At 48.9% G+C, this 26865-nt stretch carries 21 protein-coding genes; 12 read left to right on the forward strand and 9 right to left on the reverse strand.

Annotated elements, in window-relative coordinates; genetic code table 11:
• Positions 1-73 precede the first annotated feature (73 nt).
• The 5 genes from ACYVB1_RS09495 to ACYVB1_RS09515 form a co-directional block, all read right to left on the reverse strand.
• A complete protein-coding gene (locus ACYVB1_RS09495; RefSeq protein ID WP_460923241.1) occupies positions 74-1396 on the reverse strand; it encodes an ABC transporter permease/substrate-binding protein in 1323 nt (440 codons plus the stop codon).
• The gene (locus ACYVB1_RS09500) at positions 1291-1632 is read right to left on the reverse strand and encodes a hypothetical protein (protein ID WP_460923243.1); all 342 of its coding nucleotides are present in this window, start codon (positions 1630-1632) and stop codon (positions 1291-1293) included. Before ACYVB1_RS09500 ends, ACYVB1_RS09495 begins: the two co-directional genes overlap by 106 nt.
• Positions 1629-2606: an ABC transporter ATP-binding protein gene (locus ACYVB1_RS09505; protein ID WP_460923202.1), complete on the reverse strand. Its 978-nt coding sequence runs from the start codon at positions 2604-2606 to the stop codon at positions 1629-1631. Before ACYVB1_RS09505 ends, ACYVB1_RS09500 begins: the two co-directional genes overlap by 4 nt.
• A gap of 89 nt (positions 2607-2695) precedes the next feature.
• A complete protein-coding gene (locus tag ACYVB1_RS09510) occupies positions 2696-4111 on the reverse strand; it encodes an exonuclease domain-containing protein (protein WP_460923204.1) in 1416 nt (471 codons plus the stop codon).
• A gap of 138 nt (positions 4112-4249) precedes the next feature.
• Positions 4250-5389, reverse strand: a complete 1140-nt coding sequence (locus ACYVB1_RS09515) for an AI-2E family transporter (protein ID WP_460923206.1) — start codon at positions 5387-5389, stop codon at positions 4250-4252.
• 346 nt (positions 5390-5735) lie between these two features.
• On the opposite strand from ACYVB1_RS09515, the gene ACYVB1_RS09520 reads away from it, so the two are divergent.
• The 10 genes from ACYVB1_RS09520 to ACYVB1_RS09565 all read left to right on the forward strand — a co-directional run bounded on the left by ACYVB1_RS09520 (position 5736) and on the right by ACYVB1_RS09565 (position 17702).
• Positions 5736-7601 (forward strand): DNA topoisomerase IV subunit B, encoded by a 1866-nt coding sequence (locus ACYVB1_RS09520; RefSeq protein ID WP_460923208.1) that lies wholly within the window; start codon positions 5736-5738, stop codon positions 7599-7601.
• On the forward strand, positions 7594-10356 hold the full coding sequence (locus ACYVB1_RS09525) for a DNA gyrase/topoisomerase IV subunit A (RefSeq protein ID WP_460923210.1): 2763 nt from the start codon (positions 7594-7596) through the stop codon (positions 10354-10356). The genes ACYVB1_RS09520 and ACYVB1_RS09525 overlap by 8 nt, the downstream gene beginning before the upstream one ends.
• A gap of 82 nt (positions 10357-10438) precedes the next feature.
• Complete coding sequence (locus tag ACYVB1_RS09530; RefSeq protein WP_460923212.1) at positions 10439-11218, forward strand: tetratricopeptide repeat protein; 780 nt, start codon at positions 10439-10441, stop codon at positions 11216-11218.
• A 121-nt stretch (positions 11219-11339) separates the two neighbouring features.
• Entirely contained in the window at positions 11340-12461 is a 1122-nt protein-coding gene (locus ACYVB1_RS09535) for a tetratricopeptide repeat protein (RefSeq protein ID WP_460923215.1), read from the forward strand.
• 7 nt (positions 12462-12468) lie between these two features.
• On the forward strand, positions 12469-14406 hold the full coding sequence (gene thrS, locus ACYVB1_RS09540; RefSeq protein ID WP_460923217.1) for a threonine--tRNA ligase: 1938 nt from the start codon (positions 12469-12471) through the stop codon (positions 14404-14406).
• 119 nt (positions 14407-14525) lie between these two features.
• On the forward strand, positions 14526-15050 hold the full coding sequence (infC, locus tag ACYVB1_RS09545) for a translation initiation factor IF-3 (protein ID WP_460923219.1): 525 nt from the start codon (positions 14526-14528) through the stop codon (positions 15048-15050).
• A 23-nt stretch (positions 15051-15073) separates the two neighbouring features.
• Positions 15074-15268 carry a 50S ribosomal protein L35 gene (gene rpmI, locus ACYVB1_RS09550; protein WP_460923221.1) on the forward strand — a complete coding sequence of 65 codons (195 nt, stop codon included), beginning with the start codon at positions 15074-15076 and terminating at the stop codon, positions 15266-15268.
• Between the two features lie 87 nt (positions 15269-15355).
• Complete coding sequence (gene rplT, locus ACYVB1_RS09555; RefSeq protein ID WP_460923223.1) at positions 15356-15700, forward strand: 50S ribosomal protein L20; 345 nt, start codon at positions 15356-15358, stop codon at positions 15698-15700.
• A gap of 166 nt (positions 15701-15866) precedes the next feature.
• The gene (locus ACYVB1_RS09560) at positions 15867-16322 is read left to right on the forward strand and encodes an AAA family ATPase (RefSeq protein ID WP_460923225.1); all 456 of its coding nucleotides are present in this window, start codon (positions 15867-15869) and stop codon (positions 16320-16322) included.
• A gap of 111 nt (positions 16323-16433) precedes the next feature.
• Positions 16434-17702 carry a pyridoxal phosphate-dependent aminotransferase gene (locus ACYVB1_RS09565; protein WP_460923227.1) on the forward strand — a complete coding sequence of 423 codons (1269 nt, stop codon included), beginning with the start codon at positions 16434-16436 and terminating at the stop codon, positions 17700-17702.
• 90 nt (positions 17703-17792) lie between these two features.
• Here ACYVB1_RS09565 and ACYVB1_RS09570 read toward each other — a convergent pair whose 3' ends face one another.
• Positions 17793-19622 (reverse strand): M2 family metallopeptidase, encoded by a 1830-nt coding sequence (locus ACYVB1_RS09570; RefSeq protein WP_460923229.1) that lies wholly within the window; start codon positions 19620-19622, stop codon positions 17793-17795.
• 693 nt (positions 19623-20315) lie between these two features.
• Here ACYVB1_RS09570 and ACYVB1_RS09575 point away from each other — a divergent pair.
• On the forward strand, positions 20316-21338 hold the full coding sequence (locus tag ACYVB1_RS09575; protein WP_460923231.1) for an IS110 family RNA-guided transposase: 1023 nt from the start codon (positions 20316-20318) through the stop codon (positions 21336-21338).
• Between the two features lie 133 nt (positions 21339-21471).
• Here ACYVB1_RS09575 and ACYVB1_RS09580 read toward each other — a convergent pair whose 3' ends face one another.
• The 3 genes from ACYVB1_RS09580 to ACYVB1_RS09590 all read right to left on the reverse strand — a co-directional run bounded on the left by ACYVB1_RS09580 (position 21472) and on the right by ACYVB1_RS09590 (position 25408).
• A complete protein-coding gene (locus ACYVB1_RS09580; protein ID WP_460923233.1) occupies positions 21472-22800 on the reverse strand; it encodes a DNA recombination protein RmuC in 1329 nt (442 codons plus the stop codon).
• Between the two features lie 147 nt (positions 22801-22947).
• Complete coding sequence (locus tag ACYVB1_RS09585) at positions 22948-23940, reverse strand: zinc dependent phospholipase C family protein (RefSeq protein ID WP_460923235.1); 993 nt, start codon at positions 23938-23940, stop codon at positions 22948-22950.
• A gap of 88 nt (positions 23941-24028) precedes the next feature.
• Positions 24029-25408, reverse strand: a complete 1380-nt coding sequence (locus ACYVB1_RS09590; RefSeq protein WP_460923237.1) for a DEAD/DEAH box helicase — start codon at positions 25406-25408, stop codon at positions 24029-24031.
• Positions 25409-25697: 289 nt separating this feature from the next.
• Here ACYVB1_RS09590 and ACYVB1_RS09595 point away from each other — a divergent pair, with 289 nt between their 5' ends.
• Positions 25698-26765: an AI-2E family transporter gene (locus ACYVB1_RS09595; RefSeq protein ID WP_460923239.1), complete on the forward strand. Its 1068-nt coding sequence runs from the start codon at positions 25698-25700 to the stop codon at positions 26763-26765.
• The last annotated feature ends 100 nt before the right edge of the window (positions 26766-26865 follow it).

Below are 26865 nucleotides of genomic sequence, written 5' to 3' on the forward strand. Positions count from 1 at the left end.
CTGAGATTATATTCCACAGCATGAAATTCCCTAAGATGCACTCTACAAAGTAAGTATACAGCACCAGGAAGCCTTAGCGCCCAAGGTGCTCTTTTAAATCGGAGATGCTGCGGATGTTCAGTTTCGCGGCCTGCTCTTCCCGCATCATTAAGGCGTAGGTATTGTTAAAGCCCAGCGGCGGCAGCCAGACTATATGATACTGCTCCTGAAACTGCTGGACCACGTACCGCAGTACTTTGTCCTTGTCTTGAGACAATGTTTCTGCTACTGCCGGAGGTGTATTCAGTATTACCTGCAAGCCTGTGCCCGTGTACTCGGGGTAAATGTCTATCTCACCGGCTTCCAGTGCATCAAAACAGATTTTAGTGCCACCCAAACCAGTTTGTGCCGCTACCTGCAGATTGGTGTAGCCCCGGATGAGTTGTGCAAGTATTTCAGTCAGAATATATTGCTCGGTAAATATTTTAGAACCTAGCCGGATGGTTTCGCCGGTACCTTTCCGTGGAGGCTGCCAAAGGCCCTGCTGCTGCAGAAACTGCTGAGCTACCAGTGCTGGTGCTGCTTTACCAAAATCTACCTGGTAGTTAAGGGCAGTCATCAGGGAGTCGCTGATGGTGCCGCTCAGCAGTTCCAGTACCTCCCGCAGTTCCGGATGGCTCCTCAGCACCTGCTCCCGTACCAGAAAGGAGGCCTGATAGGGAGGGAAAGAGTGCTGGTCATCTTTCAGTACCCGCAGGTCATATGTTTTTATTTTGCCGTCTGTAGAGTAGCCGTCAATTACATCCACATCGCCTTCATACACCGCTTTGTACACAAGCGCGGGCGCCATGATAACAGTATTCAAATCAAGGGCATATGTCTTTTTCAGCCCAGGATACCCGTCGGCTCTGCCGGCAAACTCCGGGCTGAGGCCTGCCACAAAGCCGCCGCGGTTAGGCAAGAGGTAAAACGACGATAAAAGGGGCATAGTTAGCAAAAGTAGCAGCGCAGCCGGGCGAAGCAGGTGAAGCCGCAGGTGCTGCAGGCGCGCCAGCAGAAAATCGAGAAGCACAGCCAGCAGGGCCGCAGGGATGGCCCCGGCCAGTATCATCGGGGTGTTGTTCAAGGCGATGCCGCCAAAAATGAACTCCCCCAGTCCGCCTGCCGCTATGTATGCCGCCAAAGTCGCGACGCCTACATTCAGCACCGCTGCCGTACGGATGCCGGCAAACAGCACCGGCAACGCCAGTGGCAGCTCCACCCGCGTCAGCAGTTGCCAGTCTGTCATCCCCATGCCCCGTGCAGCTTCTTTTACAGTGGCATCAACTTGTGTGATGCCGGTGAAGGTATTGCGGATAATTGGAAGCAGCGAATAAAGGAAAAAACAAAGATGGCTGGCTTCGGACCGATTCCCAATAGTGGAATGAGGAAACCCAGCAAGGCTATGCTTGGGATTGTCTGCAAAATGCCTGTTGTTCCGAAAACAGGTCCAACGCATCTTTTATATCTTGTGATGAGCAGACCTACGGGCAAGCCAACCAGAATGGCCAGTGCAAGGGAAATAAAGGTGAGGCCGATGTGTTCCAGTGTCTGTTCCAGTAGCTTATCACCCTGTATCTGAACAAATTCCCATAAGTTCTGAAGTAAAGTCATGCGCGCAAGGTAGGTGTAAGTTGTTCTACAGCGGCCATTAGTTCAGCCACGGTAGCCGTCTGTGCCGGGGCTGAAGCATTTGCTGCTAAAGCAAGGCGCTGCTGCGGTGCCCCTGTGGCAGTTAGCGCCTGTGTTGCCTCCAGTACACTGGCCGTTTCAGGCAGCGCAATGGTATCGGATGTGGCATCGGGGGAAGCGTCTGGCAAAAAGGGCCGAAGCTGGTGAAGGTTCAGCACCTGTAACTGCAGCTGGAAAAGGTGCTGCCCTAGGAATCGTGTCACAAAGCCATTGGCAGGACGGAAAATTAGTTCCTGCGTCGTTCCAACCTGTTGCATCTTACCGTCGTCCATCAGGCAGATGCGGTCTCCCAGCGCAAAGGCCTCCTCAATGTCGTGTGTCACCATTACAGTGGTTTTATGCCGCAGTGCTTCAATATCCTTAAATTCACGCCGGATACTGTTGCGGGTAATCGGGTCCAGGGCTCCAAAAGGTTCGTCCATCAGAATCACGGGCGGGTCAGCGACCAGGGCCCGTGCCAACCCTACCCGTTGCTGTTGCCCGCCGCTGAGTTCGTGCGGGTATTTAGAGAGGTACTTCTGATAGGGTATCCTGAGCAGTTCCAGCACCTCGAGGGTGCGTTGCCTGGTTTTTGATTTGTTCCAGTGCAGGAGGCGTGGCACCACAGCGATGTTTTCCTGAACGGTGTAGTGCGGAAACAACCCGGCACCTTGTATGACGTAGCCAATCTTGCGTCGTAGTTCCTCTGGTTTCTGTTGCCGTATGTCTGTGCCTGCTACCTCAATGTTGCCTGCAGTCAGCTCTTCCAGCCGGTTAATGAGTTTGAGGGTGGTTGTTTTACCGCAGCCGCTGGTGCCCAGCAGTACCAGTGTTTCCCCTTTCTTCACCTCCAGCGTCACATCATCCACTGCCATCAAGTCACCGAATTTTTTCGTTACGTTGTGGAGGCGGATCATGGGGCTTAAGGTGTTTATTTCTGTATCAAGGTTCTTCTACGGGAGAAAACTGATTTGGCTGACCTGGTTGATGATATAAGAAAAACCAGCTAATCAAAAACAATTACCTTGTCCTTGTGCTTGCTGCGCATGTGCCCCCGGATAATCTGCTGCACGTCTTTGTTGTCGTTGTAGCGCTTGATGGCCCCTTTGAAGTCTTCCAGGTGATGTGCAGAAAAAGTATCATCCACAAAGCCAAAGCCCAGGTAGGTGCCATGCTCCACCACTACCACAGATTTCTCGCCAGGCTCGCGTCCTTTACCTACTATTACAAAGCTGTTGTGCTCAAATGTAAAAGACTCAATGGCGGCATCCACTCGCTTGTTATATTCTTCCGGGCTCTCTTTGCCCACGCAGGCGCCATTGCACTGGTGCACCTGGTAGTCGAAGCAGGCTCCTGTTGTCTTATATAAGTCGCAGAGCTTCTGGCAAAGGTTGTACTTGCCTACTTTATGGTACAGGAAGCCTTTCGCCTTAAACTGGTTCGACAGTGCGATGATAGGCGTCATGCTTACATTGTCTGCCTTGTTCACGCTGCCAAATGTCAGGCACTTATAGCCGTTGCCGTCTTCATACACATAAATACCGGTGTTAAAGACAGAGCGGCGCTGCTGGCGGTTATACTGCGGCTTCATCCGCTTTATCTCGGCAGATTCGAAGAGAAGCGCCACCAGTTCATTGCCCATCGTCTCGTAGGTGATGTCCGCAATGCTGTTCTTGAAGTCAAGCGATTTCCTGCTTTTGTAGTCGATATTAAAGTGCTGGATAATGCGCTTTTTTATATTGATGCTCTTGCCAACATAGATAACCTCGCCGGCTTCGTTATGGAAGTAGTATACCCCTGGCACCATCGGCAGCGCATCCACCTGCTCTTTCCGGATATTCGGCGGTAGTAAAGACGTTTTAATTTCCTCCTTCAACACCTGCGTGGTATTGTCGGCGGCCATGTGCATGTTGCCGTCCACCACAGGGCGGTTCAGTTTAATGAGTTTGTCGAACAGAACAGCCGTTGCTTCGGCATCGCCAATGGCGCGGTGGCGCTGTTTCAGTTCAATGTCGATGCTTTTGCAGAGCTTGCCTAAACTATAGGAGGGAAGGCCAGGAATAAGGGCCCGGCTCAGGCGCACGGTGCAGAGCGTTTTGCGCTGAAAGGTAAATCCTAAATCTGCAAATTCCTTCTTAATAAAGGAATAGTCGAAGCGTACGTTATGCGCCACAAAAACTTTCCCTTCCGTAAACTCTACGATGTCTTTGGCTACCTCATAGAACTTCGGAGCGTCCTGCACCATCTCGTCGGTGATGCCGGTCAGGTTCGATATAAAGAAGGGGATAGGGCGCTGGGGGTTTATCAGCGTGTGGTATTTGTCTACAATTTTCTCTCCGTCGTGGATGAAAATGGCAATCTCCGTTATTTTGTCCTGAGCCGGCTGTCCGCCTGTGGTCTCAATGTCTATAATAGCGTACAAAATGCTAATGTTTAGTGCTTACAGAAAAGGTGCCGTGGCGGGTGCCATGTGCTAACACTACAACCAATGTTTTTAGTATTACGTTTCATGTCAGCTTTCTCTTCTGCTAATAAAGCAAATTATATTAGCAACTTCTTTTCATTTGACATCGTCTTCTTTTTTTCCGCGGCCAATGCCATTCACAATTTCATCAAACCAGCTCTTAATGCGCCCCTGTTTTTTCGGTTTCAAGTCGTCCACGTCAGCCAGCAAATAGCCGAAGGGACGCAGCGGGGCATAGGCATCAAAAATCACTTTTAGCATGGCAATGACAGGTATAGAAATAATCATACCGGCAGCTCCCCAGATTTCTCCGCCAACCAATAAGGCAACAATGGCAGCAAACGGATTGATACTCACTTTGGAGCCGACCACAAAGGGTGTGATAAAGTTACCCTCCAGGAACTGTACGAACATAAAGATGAGCACCACCACTACAGCATTGAAGAAGTTACCGGTGGTGGCCAAAATAAACAGGGCGGGCAGTGAAGCACCAATCATGATGCCGATATAAGGGATAATGGTCAGGATAGAGGCAAAGACCCCAAAAAATATGGCATACTTAACGCCTAAAATCAATAATCCAGCTGAGTTGAGCAGCGCCACTACTACTATTACTATCATCAGCCCTGAGATATAGCTTTGAACAACGTGCTGTATGTTGGACATAGCCCTCGTGAAATCGCTTTGGTGATCTTTCGTGGTGAACTTAAATATAAACTGCTCCAGGTGGTCGCGGTAGTAAAGCAGGCAGAAAACGAAAATAGGGATGATAGTGAGCAGCGTTAGCACCCCGGTTGTAACGGAAATCGTGCTGCCCAGGAAAGTAGTGGAAATATCCTGAATGCTGCCAATAGCATTACGGATGATTTGGTTTCTGTTGGAAGGTGGAATCTCGAAGTGCGTGTAGAGAAACTCCTGTACATTAGCCAGGAGTGCTTCCAGGTTTTGCCCTACTGTATCCAGCTCGGAAGTAAGGCTCACCAACTGCATAGACAGAAACCAGATGACAAGGCCCAGCACCACCATCACGAGGATGATGCTTAACAGAATGGCCAGCGGACGCGGGATGCCCCACCGCTCCATGTCGCGGTTAATAGGCAGCAGCAGCAGCGAGAAAAGCAGCGCGAACGCCAGGGGCATCAGAATAGGCTTGAAGGTTTGAAGGCCTAAAATGAGCAGCGCCAACGCCAGTAAAATAACAGTAAACTTAAAGTACTTGGGTAATTTTATTTCCATTTAATCTTGATGTCTTCTCTTACTTAAGCTCCTGAGGTACAGTTATTGCACTTAAAGAGAGGCAAATGTAAGGCAATAGGATTTAAAAAATCAGATATTTGCATGCTAAAAAGGTTAGTTTAAAAGGCCCCGGTTTTTCTTTGTTTACATGAACTTCTAGCCTTAATTAAGAGTTATGAATTGACTATTAGCCTCTAGTTTTGTATATTTGACTAATATTTTTAGCATTGCAGGAACAGATAGGTTGTATAGATCGGGACGCGGAACTTTATATAGTGTCTTGTCACTTATATTTTTCTATATTTCCGGTTGAATTTACCATAACAACTACACTTACGCTTAAAGAATGGCAGAGTTAGCGCAAAATAACTACAACGAAGACAGTATCCGGTCGCTGGAGCCGCGGGAGCACATCAGGCTGCGCCCCGGTATGTACATTGGAAAACTGGGTGACGGGTCTTCGGCTGATGACGGTATTTACATCCTGGTAAAAGAGGTAATTGACAACTCCATCGACGAACACGTGATGGGGCATGGCAAGACCATTGAGGTGAAGATCTCTGACCATAAAGTGCAGGTGCGGGATTACGGCCGCGGCATTCCGCTGGGCAAGGTAATCGACTGCGTGAGCAAAATAAACACAGGTGGTAAATACGATAGCAAGGCCTTCCAGAAATCAGTGGGTCTTAATGGTGTGGGAACGAAAGCGGTAAACGCACTTTCCAGCCATTTCCGCGTGCAGTCAGTGCGCGACGGACAGATGAAGGTGGCCGAGTTTGAGCAGGGGGTGCTGGTGCAGGACTATGACCTGCAGGAGACCAGCCAGCGCAACGGTACGCTTACTTCTTTTGTGCCGGACGAGACGATTTTCAAAAACTTCCAGTTCAACCCAGATTACCTGGAGAACCAGATCTGGAACTACGTGTACCTGAATGCCGGCCTGACCATTAACTTCAATGGCAAGAAATACTACTCTGAGAACGGCCTGCTGGACTTGCTGCGTAACAAGGCAGATGAGGAAAGTATGCGCTACCCTATCATTCACCTGAAAGGGGAGGATATAGAGCTAGCCCTTACGCACGGCAACGATTATGGCGAAGAGTACTACTCCTTCGTGAACGGCCAGTACACAACCATGGGCGGTACACACCTGGCGGCTTTCCGTGAGGCAGTGGTGAAAACCGTGCGCGATTTCTATAAGAAAGATTACGACGCAGCGGATATCAGAGGCTCTATTGTAGGTGCTATCAGTATCCGGGTGCAGGAGCCGGTGTTCGAGTCGCAGACGAAGACAAAACTTGGTTCTATTGAAATGGGGCCTGATGGTCCGGCCGTGCGTGCCTATATCAATGACTTTGTAAAAGAGCACCTTGATAATTACCTGCACAAAAACGCAGCGACAGCCGAGGCGCTGAAGAAGCGCATAGAGCAGAGTGAGCGTGAGCGCAAGGACATGGCAGGGGTGAAGAAACTCGCCAACCAACGCGCCAAGAAAGCGAACCTGCACAACCGCAAGCTCCGCGATTGCCGCCTGCACTTCAACGAAGACAAGCATGAGAACTCGCTGCTTTCTACGCTTTTTATTACAGAGGGTGACTCAGCAAGTGGTTCTATCACAAAATCCCGCAACGTGGATACAGAGGCGGTGTTCTCCTTAAGGGGTAAACCGCTTAACTGCTATGGCTTGAAGAAGAAGGTGGTGTATGAAAATGAAGAGTTTAACCTGCTGCAGCACGCGCTTAACATAGAAGAAGGTCTGGAAGGCCTGCGCTACAACCGTGTGGTGATAGCGACAGATGCCGACGTGGACGGGATGCACATCCGTTTGCTGCTGCTTACTTTCTTCCTGCAGTTTTTCCCGGACCTGGTGAAGAACGGCCACGTGTACATTTTAGAGACGCCGCTGTTCCGGGTGCGCAATAAAAAAGAAACCATCTATTGCTACAATGAGACGGAAAAGCAGGAGGCGATCAATAAACTGGGCAAGCGCCCTGAGATTACCCGCTTCAAGGGTTTGGGTGAGATTTCGCCGGACGAGTTTGGAAAGTTTATTGGAGACAACATTAAGCTGAAGCCGGTTATCCTGCACAAGGACACGACGATACAGAAAATCCTGAGCTACTTTATGGGCAAGAACACGCCGGAGCGCCAGAATTTCATTATCGACAATCTGAAGATTGAAAAAGACATAGTAGAGGAAGTATATGCATAACGACGAGTTGAACAACGAAGAATTACAGCACGAAGACGATCTGGAAGTAACCTTCAACGACGGTGAGGGAGAACTGATCCATAACGTTACGCCCGTAGCCGGCCTTTATGAAAACTGGTTCCTCGACTATGCTTCTTACGTAATCCTGGAGCGTGCGGTGCCAGCCATTGAAGACGGTCTGAAGCCTGTGCAGCGACGCATTCTGCACGCCATGAAGGAAATGGACGATGGCCGCTTTAACAAGGTGGCCAACGTGATAGGGCAGACCATGCAGTACCACCCGCACGGTGACGCCTCCATAGGCGACGCCATGGTGAACCTGGGTCAGAAGGATCTGCTGATCGAGACGCAGGGTAACTGGGGGGACGTACGCACCGGCGACAGCGCAGCTGCTCCACGATACATTGAGGCCCGCCTCTCTAAGTTTGCACTGGATGTGGTGTTTAACCCGCAGACTACCCTGTGGCAGCTGTCGTATGACGGCCGTAAAAATGAGCCGGTTACATTGCCGGTGAAATTCCCGCTGTTGCTGGCGCAGGGCGTGGAGGGTATTGCCGTAGGTTTGTCTACGAAGATAATGCCGCACAACTTCCGTGAACTGATCAAAGGCTCCATTGATGTGCTGAAGGGCCGTAGTACGCAGCTCATGCCAGACTTCCCTAACGGTGGCCTGGTAGACGTAACGAACTATAACTCCGGGATGCGTGGCGGTCGTATCCGCGTGCGCGCCACTATCGAGAAGGTCGATAAGACCATGCTCATCATCCGGGATGTGCCTTACGGCATCACCACGACCGGCCTGATGGAGTCGATTGTGAAGGCGAGTGAGAACAACAAGATTAAAATCAAGAAGGTTATCGATAACACGGCAGCCAATGTAGAGATACAGGTACACCTGCCTGCCGGCGTATCACCTGACCTGACTATTGATGCCCTTTATGCCTTCACGGATTGCGAGGTTTCGATTTCTCCGAATACCTGCGTGATCATCGACGACAAGCCGCACTTCCTGAGTGTGGATGAGCTGCTGCGTATTTCTACGTTCAAAACAGTAGACCTGCTGAAGCGTGAGCTGGAGATTCGCAGGGCAGAACTGGAAGACAAGTGGCACCACTCTTCCCTGGAGAAGATTTTCATTGAAAACCGCATTTACCGCGACATCGAAGAGTGTGAGACGTGGGAGGCGGTATTGGAAGCAATAGACAAAGGGCTGGACCCGTTCAAGCCGCTGCTGCGCCGCGAGGTGACAGAAGAGGATATTGTGAGGCTGACTGAAATCAAGATCAAACGCATCTCCAAATACGACTCCTTCAAGGCAGACGAGTACATCCGGAAGCTGGAAGAGGAGATGGCTGAGGTAGAGGATAACCTGGCAAACCTTATCCGTTATGCTATTGCTTACTTCGAGGCACTGCTGAAAAAGTACGGGCAGGGTCGTGAGCGCAAGACACAGCTGAAGACGTTCGATGTAATTAACGCACAGAATGTTGCCATTGCTAATCAGAAGCTTTACATGAATGCCAAAGACGGCTTTATTGGTACAGGCCTGCGCAAAGACGAGTTTGTGTGCGACTGCTCTGATATGGACGACATCATCGTGTTCCGCAAAGACGGTAAGTTTATGGTGACGAAGGTGGCAGAGAAAACCTTCGTTGGGAAAGATATTATTTTGGCCGGCGTCTACAACAAGAACGATGAGCACATGGTGTACAACATGATTTACCTCGATGGTAAAAGTGGAGTGTCCTATGCCAAGCGTTTCTCAGTAAAATCTATTACCCGTGATAAAGAGTATGATCTGACCAAGGGAAACAAAGGTTCAAAGGTGCATTACCTTACAGCTAACCCGAACTCAGAGTCTGAAGTTGTAACTATTTCATTGTCACCACAGGCAACAGCTCGTGCTAAAGTTTTTGATTATGACTTTGCGGAGCTGATGATAAAAGGGAAAGGCTCGAATGGTAATATCGTGACGAAGTACCCGGTGAAAAAAGTGGTGCAGAAAAGTCTTGGTGAGTCTACCTTAGGTGGCCGGGAGATCTATTACGACGAAGTAATAGGCCGACTGAACACAGAAGGCCGCGGCCGCTACCTGGGTTCCTTCAACACGGAAGATACTATTCTGGTGGTGTATGAGGACGGAAGCTATGAGCTGACTTCCTTTGACCTGGCCAACCATTATACAGTGGAGAAGATCAAGGTGCTGCAGAAATTCGATCCGGAGTTGGTTATTTCTTCTATCTACTATGAGGGAGAAAACAAAACCTACTATGTGAAGCGCTTTAAAGTAGAGACTTCTACGATAGCTAAGAAGTTTGCCTTCATAGCTGAAACCAAAGGTTCACGACTGGAGGCTGTTTCCACCCATCCGGAGCCCCTGGCAACCATCTCCTTCAAGCGCGATCGCCGCAGCGAGAAAGAGGTGGAGAAGCTGCTGCTCAGCGAGTTCATCGATGTAAAAGGATGGAAAGCTTTAGGTAATAAACTCAACTACTACAAGGTGCTGGATGTGTCGATGCCGAAGATGGAGGCAGTAGAGCAGCCGGATGATGAAAAAGCGAAAGCAAAGAAGTCGGCGCCGAAGAAGGGGCCGGTGACGGTTCCTGCTGAGTTAAAGGAACTTGCGGAAGAAGCTGCCCGTATAAGTGCTGCCCAACACAACGAGGCGGAAGCCGTAGAAAAAGGGGTAGACGATAGCCTTGAAAGCCTGGAAAAGGAGGCTCTCAGAAGAAAAAAGCAACTGGATCTGTTTTAGATTCCAAAAGGAGCCTTTTTCTGCAGGATTATTCTTGCTAAAGTCTTCTGCAATATGTAGATTGTAGAGTGGGTAAGTAAATATGAGAAGACTTTTCAAAATATTTCTGATGGTAAGCATACTCTGTGCAGGAACGCCTGCTGCCATGGCAGGCGTCTCCTACTCAGGGAATGAGCAACTGCTGCAACAGGCAAAGCAACTGCTGAGCAGCTACAAAGACAGCGAGGCGCTGCAGCTGTATGAGCAGGTGCTCTCTGCTGCGCCGGATAGTTATGAGGCGCTCTGCAAAGCCAGTCTGCTGCATTGTCGCATAGGCGACCGCTACAACAGCGATGACAACGCCAAGCTGCACCATTTCAACAAAGCTAGGCAGTACGCGCAGAAAGCATATGACATCAACCCGGCTGATGCTGAGTCTAATTTTGTGATGGCCCTTTCTTTAAGTTCTGAGGCAATGGTTTCGGGAGCCAAGAGCCGCCTGGTCGGTATCAATCAGGTAAAAACCTTTTTAGATGCCGCTCTGGCTTCTAATGCGCAGCATGCGGGAGCCTGGCATATCCTGGGGCGCTGGTATTTTAAAATGGCGAATCTGAATGTGGTTGAAAAGGTAGCCTCAAAGGTTCTGTTTGGTGGTGTTTGTGGGGAGGCAACAAATTATGAGGCTGCGAATGCAATGGAAAAAGCTGTTGCTTACGAACCATATAATATCCGCTATTACTACGACCTTGCCTGTATCTATGATGAGATGAAGGATATTACAGCCAGAAATGCGACGTTGGAGAAAGCCATTTCGCTCACCTATGAGACGAAGGAGGAGCTGGAACTAAGCAGGCGCTGTAAAATAATGCTTCAACAGCAGTGATATAATATCCTTAGCTGATGCTTTAGCAGCCTGCTTCCGGACGGTGGCAGGCTTTTTGTTTTTTAAGCTGCCGTGCTCAGGTTATTTCAATTCGGGTAAATTATCTTAATTTAGCGCCCAAGTGTTAAAGTACCTATTTTATAAGTTTCCTTTGAGGCAGGTGATGGTTCGTGTAACTGGCTTACTTCTGTTCGTGCTGCCCTTCTTTTTTACCTCCTGTAGCCTTGAAGAAGGTAACAGGGAGCAGATGGTAAACCTGCAGCAGGTGAAGGACGACCCTGAGGCGCAGCTTGTGAATCTGAATGCAGCCATTGAGCAAACAGGTAACGACGGTAGCCTGTATGCCCGACGGGCGGTTGTGCTGTTGCGCAAAGGAGAGTTGCAGCAGGCACTGGATGACGCAAACAAAGCAGTAGCCCTTACCCGAAACGAGCCTTCCAGCTTGTTTGTCAAAGCACAGGTGTTGCGCAACATGGGCAAAGCCGATGAGGCGCTTCCGTTGGCTTTGCAGGCAGAACGGAATTCGTACCAGAGTGCCTCGCTGTATGTGCTATTGGGAGATTTATACCTGCAGCAGAAGAATTATGAGCAGGCGCGGATTTTTTTGAATAAAGCCCAGGAGCTCTCTCCGGATGATGAATTTGCCTTTTACTACAAAGGGCGTGTTCTGGAAGAAACCGGAGACTCAGCGAGGGCCATACAGCATTACAGGAACGCCCTGCAGCGGGCTCCGGGTTTTGTGGAAGCACAGCGTGATCTAAGCGGCTTGCTGATAGCGAGAGGAGATTTTCCTGCGGCGAAACCTTATCTGGCCAGTGCTTTAAAAGTGGCACCTGCTGACGGGCTTTTATGGTATTACAAAGGCCTTGCTTACAAAGCAGAGCAGAAGCCGGACAGTGCACTGCAGGCCTTTAACAAAGCAGTCAGTATAAACGATACGATACAAGGGGCGCATTACTGGCTGGGAATACAGCAGCATGCTTTGGGTAATAACGAGGCAGCTATTGCGCATCTGCTGAAGGCGGCAGAAAGTTATAGGGGAAAGCCAAAATTCATGACTACGCTGGCCAGCGCATATGAGCGAACGGGGCAGTATGGTCTGTCTCTGGCGGCTTATCAGCGACTGGTGGAGGCAGAGCCAACATACACGTACGCTTACCAGGCTATCAGCCGAATTAAAAGTAAATTAATGAAACCAAGACCTGACAGCACTTTCGTGCAGCAGGTACAGATAGAACAATAGATAAGACATGATCAACATCACACTGCCGGATGGCTCTGTACGCCAGTATGAAAAGGGCGTAACAAGCTTTGAAGTGGCACAGAGCATCAGCGAAGGACTGGCGCGCAATGTGCTCGCTGCTAAAGTAAATGACACTGTTTGGGACCTGTCGCGCCCTATAACTGAGGATGCCACGGTACAGCTGCTCACCTGGAATGATGATCTGGGAAAGAACGCTTTCTGGCACTCATCAGCACACTTACTGGCAGAGGCACTGGAGGAGCTATTTCCTGGCGTGAAGTTCGGTATTGGACCTCCCGTGGAAAACGGTTTCTACTATGACGTGGATCTGGGCGAGCACTCTTTTTCACAGGAAGATTTTGCCAAGGTAGAGCAGAAGATGCTGGAGCTGGCCCGCAACAAAAGCGAGTTTAAGAGACGTGATGTGTCCAAGGCGGAAGCCATTGAATACTTCACGAATAAAGGGGACGAGTATAAGCTGGATCTGATCAAAGACCTGGCGGATGGTACCATCTCTTTTTATGAGCAGGGGAATTTTGTTGACCTTTGCCGTGGGCCGCACATCCCGAATACCAGCCACATCAAAGCTGCCAAAATCATGAACGTGGCCGGTGCCTACTGGCGCGGCGATGAAAAGAACAAGCAGCTGACACGTATTTACGGTGTTACTTTCCCGAAACAGAAGGAACTGACAGAGTACCTGCAGCGACTAGAGGAAGCCAAAAAGCGCGACCACCGCAAGCTAGGTAAGGAACTGGAGCTGTTTGCTTTCTCAGAGAAGGTCGGAATGGGGCTGCCGCTCTGGTTGCCGAAAGGAACTTTGCTGCGGGAGCGCCTGGAGCAGTTTATGCGAAAAGCACAGATGCGTGCCGGCTATCAGCCGGTGGTAACCCCTCATATTGGCAGCAAAGAGCTTTATATTACTTCCGGCCATTATGAGAAATATGGAGCCGATTCGTTCCAGCCGATTAAAACGCCGAACGAAGGAGAGGAGTTCTTCCTGAAGCCGATGAACTGCCCGCACCATTGCGAGATTTATAAAACCCGTCCGCGCTCTTATAAGGAGTTGCCGGTGCGCCTGGCTGAGTTTGGTACTGTATATCGTTACGAGCAGAGCGGTGAGTTGCACGGTTTAACTCGGGTGCGCGGCTTTACGCAGGACGATGCACATATCTTCTGCCGCCCTGACCAGGTAAAGGAAGAGTTTATTAAAGTAATAGACCTTGTGCTTTATGTGTTCCAGGCATTAGGTTTCGAAGATTATACTGCGCAAATCTCCCTGCGTGACCCGGAGAACAAGAAAAAATACATTGGCGGCGACGAAGCATGGGAAAAAGCTGAGACAGCTATTATAGAAGCTGCCTCAGAGAAAGGCTTGCGTACTGTAACCGAACTGGGAGAGGCTGCGTTCTATGGACCGAAGCTCGACTTTATGGTGAAGGATGCCCTTGGCCGTAAATGGCAGCTTGGAACTATCCAAGTAGATTATCAGTTGCCTGAAAGGTTCCAGCTGGAATACATTGGCGCTGATAACCAGAAGCATCGCCCGGTAATGATTCACCGTGCGCCTTTCGGTTCGCTGGAGCGTTTTGTGGCCGTGCTGATAGAGCACTGTGGCGGTAATTTCCCGCTGTGGCTGAGCCCGGAGCAATTCGCTATTCTGCCAATATCCGAGAAATACCAGGATTTTGCGCAGGAAGTGTATGAGCGCCTGCAGCAGCACGACATCAGGGGTTTTGTAGACAACCGTGATGAGAAAATAGGCCGCAAGATTCGCGATGCAGAGGTACAGAAAGTACCTTACATGCTGATCGTAGGAGAGAAGGAGCAGGAAAACGGTGCCGTTTCGGTGCGTAAGCACGGGGAGGGCGACCTGGGCACTATGTCGGTGGAGGAGTATATCAACTTTTTTCAGGACAAAATAGCCGAAGTGTTGAACAAATAAGGAAAGTAATTTTCTTTTTGATATAAAAAGTGCGATATTCGCAGTCTGATTGTAAAAACTAATTTAAAGGAGGTAATACTATAGCTACTCAAAACAGGCGCTACATCCCACGCGGAAAAGTGGAGGAGCCATACAAAGTCAATGAAAAAATAACTGCCAGAGAAGTAAGGGTGGTTGGAGACAATGTAGAGCAAGGTGTATACTCGACAAGAGATGCTCAGCGAATGGCCAATGAGCAAAATCTTGACCTGGTTGAGATTTCGCCGACAGCCAATCCTCCTGTATGCCGCATCATCGACTACTCGAAATTCAAGTACGAGCAGAAGAAGAAAACCCGGGAGATGAAGGCAAAGGCTCAGAAGGTTGTGATCAAAGAGATCCGTTTCGGTCCGAATACAGATGATCACGATTTCGAGTTTAAGCTAAAGCATGCGAAAGGGTTTCTGGAGAGCGGTTTCAAGGTGAAATCATACGTTCACTTTGTGGGTAGATCTATCGTGTTCAAGGAAAGAGGAGAAATCCTGCTTCTTAAGTTTGCACAAGCGTTGGAAGAAGTGGCAAAGGTAGAGCAACTGCCGAAGCTGGAAGGTAAGCGAATGTTCCTTATCCTTTCTCCGAAGGCTGCTACACCAGCTAAAAAATAATTTTTTTAATCAATTATATAACCATGCCAAAAGTAAAAACTAAATCTGGTGCAAAGAAGCGTTTTTCTTTGACAGGCACTGGCAAAATCAAGCGTAAGCACGCTTTCAAGAGCCACATCCTGACGAAGAAAACGACAAAGCAGAAGCGTAACCTTACTCAGACTGGCCTTGTTAGCGCAGCTGACACGGACAGAGTAAAACTTATGCTCAACATTTAATTATTTAAGGTTAATTATTAGTACGAACCCGGCACCTGGTCTTTTTAAAAGTATTCTATAATCACCAGTCGCTAAAACTCAAAAAAAATGCCTAGATCGGTCAATGTCGTAGCAGCACGACACAGAAGAAAAAAAATAATGAAAATGGCCAAAGGTTACTTTGGCCGTCGCAAGAACGTTTGGACAGTTGCGAAAAACGCAGTTGAAAAAGGTTTAACCTATGCGTATCGCGACAGAAAAGCAAAGAAGAGAGACTTCAGAGCCCTTTGGATCCAGCGTATCAACGCGGGTGCACGTGAGCACGGTTTGTCTTATTCTGCCCTGATGGGTGCCCTTAAGAAGGCAAACATCGACCTGAACCGCAAGGTACTTGCTGACTTAGCAATGAACCACCCGGAAGCTTTCAGATCAATTGTTGAGAAGGTAAAGTAATTTACTTGAACATATAGAACAGAAGGGCTTAGCATGTTGCTAAGCCCTTTTTGTTTTAGGCTTTAGTTGGAGTCCAGTACCTGATCAGGCATGTTGCTTTACACATTTATCCTCAAGTGAATACCTGTTCGTGTTTATCATATAGTCATAGTAATCAACTAAAAGTATGCAAGCTATTATCTTCTGTGGAATTCAGGCGAGCGGAAAGTCAACTTTTTACAAAGAGCACTTCTTTAACAGCCATGTGCGTGTCAGCATGGACCTCTTGCGCACGCGCAATCGTGAGCGTCTTTTTTTGGAGGCATGTCTCCGCTCCCAGATGCGCTTTGTGGTAGATAACACTAATCCTACTGTAGCGGAAAGGCAAAAGTACATTGCGTTGGCGAAGGCTGCGCGCTACGAGGTTATTGGCTATTTTTTTCATTCCACAACCAGCGATGCTGTAGCACGCAACAGCCAGCGCACTGGCCGGTTTCTGGTTCCGGAAAAGGGAATTTATGGGACAAATAAAAGACTTCAGAAACCAACCCTGGCCGAAGGTTTCGATGTGCTTTATGATATTGTGCTGCAGCCAGATAGCACCTACAGCGTTAGTTTGGTGCAGGAACAAGCGGATAAATAGCACTGTTTTCCGCCGTTTTCATTTTTATAATTATGAGCTGTTTATTAAATGTTTGGTTATGATGTTTAATTATTAACGGCAGCAATGTTATATTGAGAAAATTTTAAGAGTATGATACAACGAAGCGACAGGCTCCAAAATGTTTCTTACGAACTACGGGGGCCGGTATACGAGAAGTCGAAAGAGATTGAATTACAGGGGCATTCTGTCACCAAACTGAATATAGGTAACCCGGCGCCATTTGGTTTCAGCGCGCCGCAGGCAGTGTTGCAGCATATCGTAGAGAATCTGAGTCTTGCACAAGGCTACTCTGATCATAAAGGGCTTTTAAGTGCAAGAGAGGCTGTTAAGGCATATTATGAAAAAGCGGGTGTACATAACATTCATGCAGATGATATCTTTCTGGGGAATGGACTCAGTGAGCTGATCATGCAGTCAGTCCAGGCCCTGGTGAATAACGGGGACGAAATGCTGGTGCCTTCACCGGATTATCCTCTCTGGACGGCTGCCGTTAATTTTTCGGGCGGTAAAGCGGTGCATTACCTTTGTGATGAGGCCTCTGACTGGTTTCCGGACGTAGCGGATATCAGAAGTAAAATAACATCAAAAACACGTGCCATTGTTCTGATCAACCCAAACAACCCCACGGGCGCCGTATATTCAAAAGAGGTGCTGCAGGAAATTGTAGCGTTGGCAGAGGAGCACAGTCTCATCATCTTCTCTGATGAGATATATGATAAAATTTTATATGATGGGGTAGAGCATGTTCCCACTGCCACCCTCTCTGATACGGCGCTTTGCATTACCATGAGCGGTCTTTCCAAGAACTATCTTGCGGCTGGTTTCCGTGCCGGCTGGATGCTGATAAGCGGAGACAAATCAAAGGCCTCAGACTATATTGACGGACTGAACACCTTGGCAAGTCTGCGGGTATGCAGCAATGTGCCCGCTCAATATGCCATCAAAGTAGCGTTGGAAGGGGCTCCCTCTGTGCAGGATTTGGTGCTGCCAACCGGGCGCTTAGGCCAGCAGCGGAATGTGTGTTATGAAAAGCTGATTTCTATTCCGGGAGTTTCCTGTGTTAAGCCTATGGGGGCTTTCTACATGTTCCCGAAGATAGATATCAGGAAGTTTGATATTCACAATGACCAGCAGTTTGTACTGGATTTACTGGCTGCGCAACACATATTCGTGGTGCAGGGGAGTGGCTTCAACTGGCATAAGCCAGACCATTTCCGGATTGTGTACCTGCCGGAAGTGGAGGTGCTTCGTAAGACAATAGATAAAATGGGAGATTTCTTCTCTACTTATAAGCAGGCCCCTAAAACTGCTTCTGAAAAGGAGCCGGTGCTTACGTTGTCAGTGCAGTTGTCTGACTAAATCTATAGCGTATTAAAGAGAAGAGGCCTCCCCACAAAAATGGAGAGGCTTCTTCTTTTATATCCTGCCAAACTCATTCATCATTCATAATTATATGGTATACTTCCTGCCTTTGTTCTGCTCTTTGAGGTAGTCCATCAGCGGCTGGAAGTAGTCTACCATAGCACGGGCGCTGAGTTCTTCGCCGGTTTTTTCCTTCAGCATCTGGCGCCAGCCTGCTGAGGCCCCCGGGTACATAATGTCGCGCAGGAAGTTGCCGACTTCTTTCTTGCCGTAGTAGTTGGTGGCGTGCGGGTCCTGCTTCAGAATGTTCTTGGCGATATGGTCGTGCAGCTGGAACAGGATAACGTAGCTCAGGGCATAATCATAGTATTGTGCAGCGTCATCGTTTATATGTGTCTTAGTGGCAGGGTCCAGGTACTGCTCTCCACGCTCTGTTGGCGGTACAATGCCCTGGTACTTCTTCGCTAGTTCCCACCAGCGTTTGTTCAACTGGTCTGCCGGCAGGTTCTGTGCATAAAAATCATGCTCCCACTCACTCATCACACCAGCGGAGAAAGGAATAAAAGTCACATAGCTCAACGCTTCTTTCAGTAGCGTCTGCACTTCGTCTGTCTGTGCATTTTTGTCAATCAGGTTCAGCTCAGCCAGGAATGGCTTCTGCATGGCCGCTAATCCCATCAAGCTACCGATAGCCTCATGATAAGCCCGGTTAGCACCACCACGAAGTAACACAGGCACGTCAGGGTTGGTATACGTCATGTAGTAGTAGATGTGGCCCAGCTCGTGGTGTGTTGTCTCATACCATTCCGAGTTTGGCTCCACACTCATCAGGCTGCGCACGTCCTTGTCCAGGTCCATGTGCCAAGCAGAGGCATGGTTGTTTTTCTTGTAGTTTGCCCCCTCTGGCAGTGGGTACAGGCTGGATTTGGTATAGAAGGTCTGTGGCAGGCTTGGAAAGCCTAAGCTGGTGTAGAAACGCTCTCCCTGCTGCACCAGCCACTCAGCACCTTTTGGCTTCAATGCTCCATCCAGGTCAAGGCCTTCCACATTCACCATAGCACTCCAGTCCTGGCCCCATCGGTTCGGCAGCCAGTGGGCGGGAAGGTAGTCAGGCACTTCCTTTACGCCATATTTCTTCGCCAGTTCGTAGCGGGCGTATGTATGTAGTTCGCGGTAGAGGGGGCGGAGTTCTTCATTTACCTGTTTCATCAGGTCCATCATCTCTTCGCGCCTCATGCCATAGTCGGAGGCCTGGTAAGAGAAATAATCGTCGTAGCCAAGGCTCTGCACGGTTTGGTTACGCAGCTGGCGCAGGTTAAGCAGCCCTTCTTTCAGACCCGGACCTACTTCTTTACTCGCCTCCCAGGCAGCCTGGCGCCGCTTCACGTTGTTCTCGTTCCGCAGCATGTTATCGATGTCGTTCGTGCTGACCTCTTTCTCAAATACCCTGTAGTTGAAGCCGTAGAGTTTCTCTGTCTGCTCTGTCTCGGCTTTGATGCGGGCTTTTACCACGTCCGGTATTATTTGCGGGTTGTTGGCTCCGGTGTAGAGGACAGCCTCGAGTTGTTTTACCTGCAGGTCTGTCAGCTGGTCTTTCTGATCCAGCAATGCCTGGGCTTTCTTCAGGTTTTCAGCACTGCCTGTAAATGCGGCAAAGGCTTCGTTTGCTCGACGTGTGGCTGCCGCATTAGTTGTGTCTCCTTCTACTATTTTTGTGTTAGAGGCCCACTCTGCCTCTGCGGATTTGGTGTAAAGGTCCTGATACGTTTGGGAATACTGATCTAGAAAAGCCTGTGCGTCCTGCTGCACAGCCGTTGCTTCAGCTGTTAATTCTGATCCGGCTGTTTCTGTTCTCTGGCTGGAGCAGGAAGAGAACAATATGGCGGCTGTTAGCCCGGTAAAGATGATTTTTTTCATGTAGTGTGTCAAGGTTCGTTGTATGAATCAATGGGAGTTGCAGCAAGAACGGTGCAGTCCTTGTTGTAACTGCTTCAAACTTGCAGCCTAAATATACTGAAAAATCAAGTGCCTTTTTTATCTGCTTTTTACCGTACCTCCTGAGTTCAAATAAATCCTGGGAGCCAGCTGGTCTGTCGCATGGTTAAAGCCAAGTATCAAGTTTTGTCTGTTCCTAACAGTTAATTATCAGTTGATTATGGTTTTAATCTGCTACATGAGCCCCTGTAATTAAAAAATAAAATTAAAATTATACATTTTTACATCCTAATATTTAGATATACGTATATATTTACATCGTTCGAATATCATGTAAGATTAATCGGGCAATGCTCCCATGGCTTTTTGCAGTATCATTAGCAGGCATCTTTGCTAGAACTGTTATTTTAAATAGTAATTTAATCTAACCTTTAGATTAGCGCTATAACATTTTTCTAATAGTTATACTTTCATATTACCAGGTACAGAGGTAACTTTTACCTATACCTGAAGAGCAGCCAGTGCACTACCCGCTAACAAGGTGAACAGGTCTATTAGACGAATCAGTCTGGCTGCTTTATTTCTCAACCCGCAGGCAGGGGTCATATAGATTTCGGGACACAAGGGCCCATCATAAAGGTTTCGATTCACCGCTTGCACAACCTATTGAAAGATATGGAAAAGCCTATTGATTCCCAAGCACCCGCCTTCATTCTGGGCGTTGACGTCTCCAAGGACAGCCTGGACGTGTGCCTGGCTAACTGCAGCGGTGGAGAAACGCTCCACCAGAAGTTCAACAACAACACCAGCGGCTTCAAGCGCATGAAGGCATGGCTCAAGCAGCAGGGCTGCGAGGCAGGGCAAGAAACGCTCTGCTGCATGGAGCACACTGGCCTCTACACCCGCCAACTGGTGCACTATCTGCTGGCTCGTGATGTGCGGGTGTGGATGGAGAGCGCCCTGCAGATAAAAAGGAGCATCGGCATGGTCAGGGGAAAGGACGACAAGGTGGACGCACAGCGCATCGCCCGATATGCCCTTCTCCACCAGCAGGAGGCTCAGTGCCTCTCCCTTTCAGGTGTGACGCTGGAAAGGCTAAAGGATTTGCAGGCAAACAGGAGCAGACTGCTTAAGGCCCTGCAGAGCCTTAAAATCACTGTCAAGGAGCTGCTGCAGGTGGACCCTGTCTCTGGAAAGACGCTGGAGCAGGTAAACAGAAAGGCTATCAAGGGGCTGGAGAAAAGCATGGAGCAGGTGGAAGAGAAGATGCAGCAGTTCATTGAAAAGGACACAGAACTGAAGCGCAAGTACGACCTGCTCACCTCTGTAAAAGGCGTGGGAAAGGTGCTGGCCATCTCCCTTCTGGTCTACACTCAAGGCTTCACCAAGATGGAAGACGGCAGGAAGCTTGCCTGCTACTGCGGGGTAGCTCCCTTCGAGTACAGGAGCGGCACGAGCGTGATGGGCAGGACGGGCGTTTCCAAGTTCGCCAACAAAGAGCTCAAGCATGTGCTGCACATGGCGGCCATGAACAGCGTTCGCTATAACCATGAGCTCAAGACGTACTTTGAGCGGAAAATCGGGGAAGGCAAAAGCAAGATGAGCGTCTTGAATGCTGTCAGAAACAAGCTGCTCCACCAGATTGTAGCTGTGGTAAAACGAGGGACGCCTTATGAGGTGAGATTGAACAATTTTTAGCGCAACACGCTTGTTTTACTCATAGATTTCCTTTAGTGAGGAGGGAGTACCAAACTGTAAGGAAAAAAAGACAAAATAATACTGTCTTACATCTTATATAAAAGAAGGCACCTGAATATGGTGCCTTCTTTATTCAATTATCTTCTATTTCCGTCACCTGCGCCTCCTGCAGCAAATTATCGTCAATCGTTTTGCTTGTCTTCGCACCTAGTTCTCTCAGAATCTCCACGCGCCGCACCAGGTTGCCCTTGCCCTCGGTGAGTTTATTCATGGCAGCATTGTAGGAACTTTGGCTGTTGTCCAGGTGCTTTCCAATTGTCTTCAGGTCATCCACGAAGCCAACAAATTTATCATAGAGCTTGCCGCTTTCTTCTGCTATCCGGATGACGTTGCGCTTCTGGTCTTCCTGGCGCCACACGCCGGCAACGGTACGCAGTGTCGCCAATAGGGTAGAGGTGGTGACAATAACAATGTTGCGGTCAAAAGCATCGGTAAACAAATCATGGTCGTGCTGTAGGGCCAGGCTAAAAGCGGGCTCCAGCGGGATGTACATCATCACGAAATCAGGGGAGTTGATGCCGCTGAGACGATGGTAGTTCTTGCGGCCCAGGTCAGTGAAGTGGGTGCGTACAGAGTTTATGTGGCTTCGCAGGTACACTTCCTGCTGGTTTTCGTCTTCGCAGCTGCAATAGGCTTCGTAAGCCACCAACGACATTTTTGAGTCGATGATGAGGTGTTTGCTGTCAGGCAGGCGCACGATCACGTCTGGCCGGTATACTTTGCTTTCGTCATTCTGACGCACTTCCTCGCGCTCATAATGCACGCCTTTGCGCAAACCTGACTTCTCGAGCAGGCTCTCCAGCAGGTACTCTCCCCAATTACCCTGTGTTTTGCTTTCGCCTTTAAGGGCTCGTGTCAGGTTAATGGCATCCTGGCTCATTTGCTGGTTCAGGGAAGCAAGCTGTGTTATCTGCTCTTTCAGGGAAACGCTGTCTTTCAAAGTTTTCTCATAGGTCTGATCAACTTTTGCTTCAAAGTCCTTGATGCGCTCTTTAAGAGGCAACAGGATACGCTCCAGGTTTTCAGAAGAGGCTTTGTTGAAATGCTCCGCATTCGTCATAAGCACCTGGTTGGAGATGCTCTGGAACTGCTGCAGGAATTTTTCGCGTAGCTGCTCCAACTCCCGTCCCTGTTCCTGAAGGCGTGATTTCAGGTGCTCATAGTCCGTTTCGGTTTTAGTGAGGGCGTTGGTTAACTCGAGTGTCTCAGTCTGCGCTTCGCGCAGCAGCTTCTTTAACCCCTCCAGCTCTTCCGTCTTCTGCTTTGCCTGCGCCTCCAGCACACCCTGCGTTACGGCGGCCTGATTCGCTGCCTGCTGCAGTGCCTGCTGCTTTCCCTTCAGCGCCATAAAGGCCACCACCAGTCCCCCTAAAAATGCGGCTATTCCTATGATAATTTCCATAGGGGTAAAGGTAAGCGTTTTTAGTATTTCCAGCTACAGATTTGCTAATGAAATTAGTTTGTGGCCCCGTTTAGTGGCTGCTAATAAAAAAGCGGCTGTACCTACCGGAGTAAGTATAGCCGCTTCATATTTTAAGAAAGGGGGAGGCTATTCTTTCTCCTTTTTCTGCGCTGCAATTATCAGGTCCTTCTGAAACAGTTCACCTTTCCTGAAAGCTTTCTTTTCTTTCTTTAACTGTTTCTTCTCAGTTTTAGTGAGAGGCTGGTACATCAGCTTCTCCATATCCGGTTTGCCGCCGTCTACCCAAGCAGTATACCAGAAATTTGCCACCTGCTGTGCAGCTATGCTCATTTGCTGCTCCACCATAGAGCCTAATTTCTCCTGGTAAGCCTTTGCGAAAGCATCCGAGTAGTACTGGCGCGTTCTGCCGTTGCGCTCCACAAGATCATACTTCGTTTCTTTTGTGAAGTTTTTACTTACTTCCCGCTCATACTCCAGCGTGTTCGGGATCAGCGAATAGGTATTGCGTACCACTTTCCAGATTTGTTTTTCAGCGTCTGGCAGGTATTCTGCCTGCTTTGCATTCAGTTTGTAGGTCTGGGCGAACATCTCTGGCAGTTTAGACTCCCAAAGGCTGTGCATGCCTTTCTGCTCTGTCAGCTGGCCATCATAATTAACGGTGGTATGCAGCGGCACATGGGCATCTGCAATATAATGGCCTAAGTCAGCAGAGTAGTAGAGGATGCTGTCTACATTTTGCTGCTTAAACGCGTTCGTAAGGCGCTCCTGCATCACCACGACGTGCCACGGCACAATGCCGTACTTCAGCAGCGTATCCGTGGTGTAGCGGCTGGCTGCAGCCTCCCAGGCTTCGGGCATTGTATTTATGGCTTCCTCCCCATATACATCTATGTCGATGAAGTGACGTGGCGCTTCGGTCGGATCGTTGTTGCGGCGCTCATCAGGGCGTATCGATTTCGCGATGATGTAGTTCTGGTGCTTAAAATAAAAGCCTTGCAGCTGCTTTGGCAGGTTATAAATGGCCAGCTGGTGTACTACCTTATGGCCAAAAAAGCCCCATCCGTAGGAGAGGGCACTACATACCACAAGGGCTGCAGCAAGAAGTGAAATCTTTTTCATGGAGATTGGATGTATAAATCAGGTGCAAAATTACCGCATCTGTTTAAAAGAAAGCAAAAGCCATGCAAAACTATTGTTAAAACGTTGGTTATTTCACAAGGCTCACTTTGTATTTGCGGCCTTTTATCCTGCCGTTGTTCAGGCTTTCAATTGCTGCCTGAGCAGCTTTAACCGGGACAGCTACAAAGCTCTGCCGATCCTGTACTTCAATCTTGCCTATCTGATCGGCTTTCAGGCGCGCTTCGGCTATAAGAGCACCTACAATGTCTTTAGGGCTTATCTTGTCTTTGCGGCCTCCATTGATGTAAAGCGTAGCAAAGGCTGCCGTTTTTATTGCAGATGGTTTGGCTGTGGATTTCTCGATTTCTTTAACGGACAGCCACTCATCTACATGCTGCAGGTTCCACTCCCGAAGCTTTTGTTCATCACGTGAAGTCATGATAGTGTAAACGGTGCCCCCTTTTCCAGCCCGTCCCGTGCGGCCGCTCCGGTGCAGGTAAGAAGCAGCATCATCCGGAAGTTCTAAATGGATGATGTTCTGCAGGGCCTCAATGTCAAGGCCGCGTGCTGCCAGATCAGTGGCAATGAGCACCTGGGTGCTGCCGTTGCGGAACAAGGTGATGGCTTTGTCGCGGTCTGGCTGTTCCATACCGCCATGCAGTGCCCTGGCCGATAGACCCTGTTGCTGCAGTTTGCTTGTAAGCTCATCGGCTGTAGCCCGCGTGTTTACAAATACGACGGTGCCACCTGTATTCACACTGCGCAGTAGTTTCGACACAAGCTCCTGCCGCTGGTCATGCTCCGATTTTACTCCGACAAGTTTTACCTGGTCCGGAATGGTGGTGGAAGTGGCTTTGATAAACTTTGGGTTGTGAAGGGAAGCGGCAATCAAGGCCTTTACTCCTTCCGGCATCGTGGCAGAAAAAAGTATGGTTTGGCGTTTGGATGGTAGGGCGGCAACAACCTGATCTATTTCTTCTTCAAAGCCCATTTCCAGTAATTTGTCGCCCTCGTCTAATACAAGTTGCCTGGTGGCAGTTATGTTCAGCGTTTTACGGTTGAGGTGGTCGGTCAGGCGGCCGGGTGTCCCGATTAATATCTGAGGAGGATGTGCCAGCGAAGCCCTTTCCTGAGAAAATGCATGTCCGCCGTAAAAAGCGCTTATCTTCAGGTTATCCATATTTTTCGCGTACTGCTTTAGCTCCTGGCGCACCTGCACGGCCAGCTCGCGGGTAGGAACAATCACAAGCGCCTGCACCTGCTGTAGCGTGGTGTCGATGTTATGGAGCAGGGGCAGTCCGTACGCTGCTGTCTTACCGCTGCCTGTTTCGGCCTGGCCCGTTACGTCATGCCCCTGCAGCAGCACCGGAATGGCGCTGGCTTGTATGGGGGTGGGTGCAGTGAAATCCAGGTCCTGCAGGCTTTGCAACAGCTCCGGTTTTAGCTTTAGATCTTTGAAAGAGGTCATATTAAAGATTGATAAGCGCAAAGGTACACATTAAAGTAGCTACTTACGGGAAACTTCCATACGGCTACACCTCCTACAGCAACAGGATGAACAGCAGAGTTTATATTTTTTTAATCCTGTACCGGGTTAGAACCTCTCAGCTTTTTGCGCTAATGAGGCTTGAACGCTTTCAGTACGATTAATTTTCCACTGGCCTTCATCTGTTTAAATTAAAATATATAACAAAAACATTACTAAACACAGTAGTAGGAATATGGAAAATAAGCAAAGCCGATTACAGCGACTTACTTTGATCTTGTTATTCGGCCTACTGCTCGTCTATGTACTGGTGGAGGCCCGGGATTTCCTACACCCGGTGTTTATGGCGGTGTTGTTTGCTTACCTGCTCTACCCTGTGGAGAAGAAGCTGGAAGACTGGGGGGTGCCCCGTATTCTGGCTAGTTTTGTTACTATCATTTCGGCCATGGCTATTTTTATAGGATTGATTTTCCTGCTCTACAGGCAACTGACTACCTTCCTGAGTGATTTTCCGACGTTGCAGCAGAATGCCATGCAAAATGTTGACCGGCTACAAGAGGCTATAGATGAGAAGTTTGGTTCAAGTGATCCGGAGGATGAGCGGTGGCTCCGGAATCAGGTGAACAGTGCCATTGAGGTGAGCGGCAGTTTTATTGCGGACATTCTTTTTACGATGACAGACACGCTGACAAAAATCGGCCTGATGCCGGTTTATATTTTCCTGATGCTGTATTACCGTAACAAGTTTGAAAACGTCATTTACCGCCAATTGTCAACGTACAAGCACACAAAGGCTAAGCGTATCATAAATGACATATCTGAGGTGACAAAAAAATACATGCGGGGGATTGTTATCGTTATTTTGATTCTTTGTGTGATCAACACCTCTGGCTTGTTGCTGATTGGGATTGAGTATGCCGTTATGCTGGGTATTATATCGGCTTTGATGAACTTCATACCCTATTTCGGCACCCTGATAGGTGGGGCAATTCCGCTTACCTATACGTTGCTGGTGCAGGGTTCACCTCAAAAAGCCCTTTGGGTGTTACTCTTTTTCCTGCTGGTGCAGTTCACTGAAAACAACATTCTTACCCCCAACATCACAGGAAGCCAGGTGAACATCAACCCAATGGTGACCATCCTGAGTATCGTCATTGGTGCTATGATCTGGGGCTTGCCCGGTATGTTTGTTGTTGTTCCTTTTCTGGGTATGTTCAAAGTGTACTGTGACAATCAGGATGATATGCGGGCCTGGTCTTATATGCTGGGTTCAGAAGGTACGGAAGAGCATGCCCTTACGCTTGACAAAATCAAAGCCTGGTTTAAATCAAAGTTCTAGGTCGTGTTGACAATTAATGAATGATTTTGTTTTACTGTTGTTTAAGTTTCAAAAAGCTTATGCGACGTTACGAAATCAGCGACTATGACTGGCAACGCCT

It is taken from the genome of Pontibacter brevis, assembly GCF_054779655.1.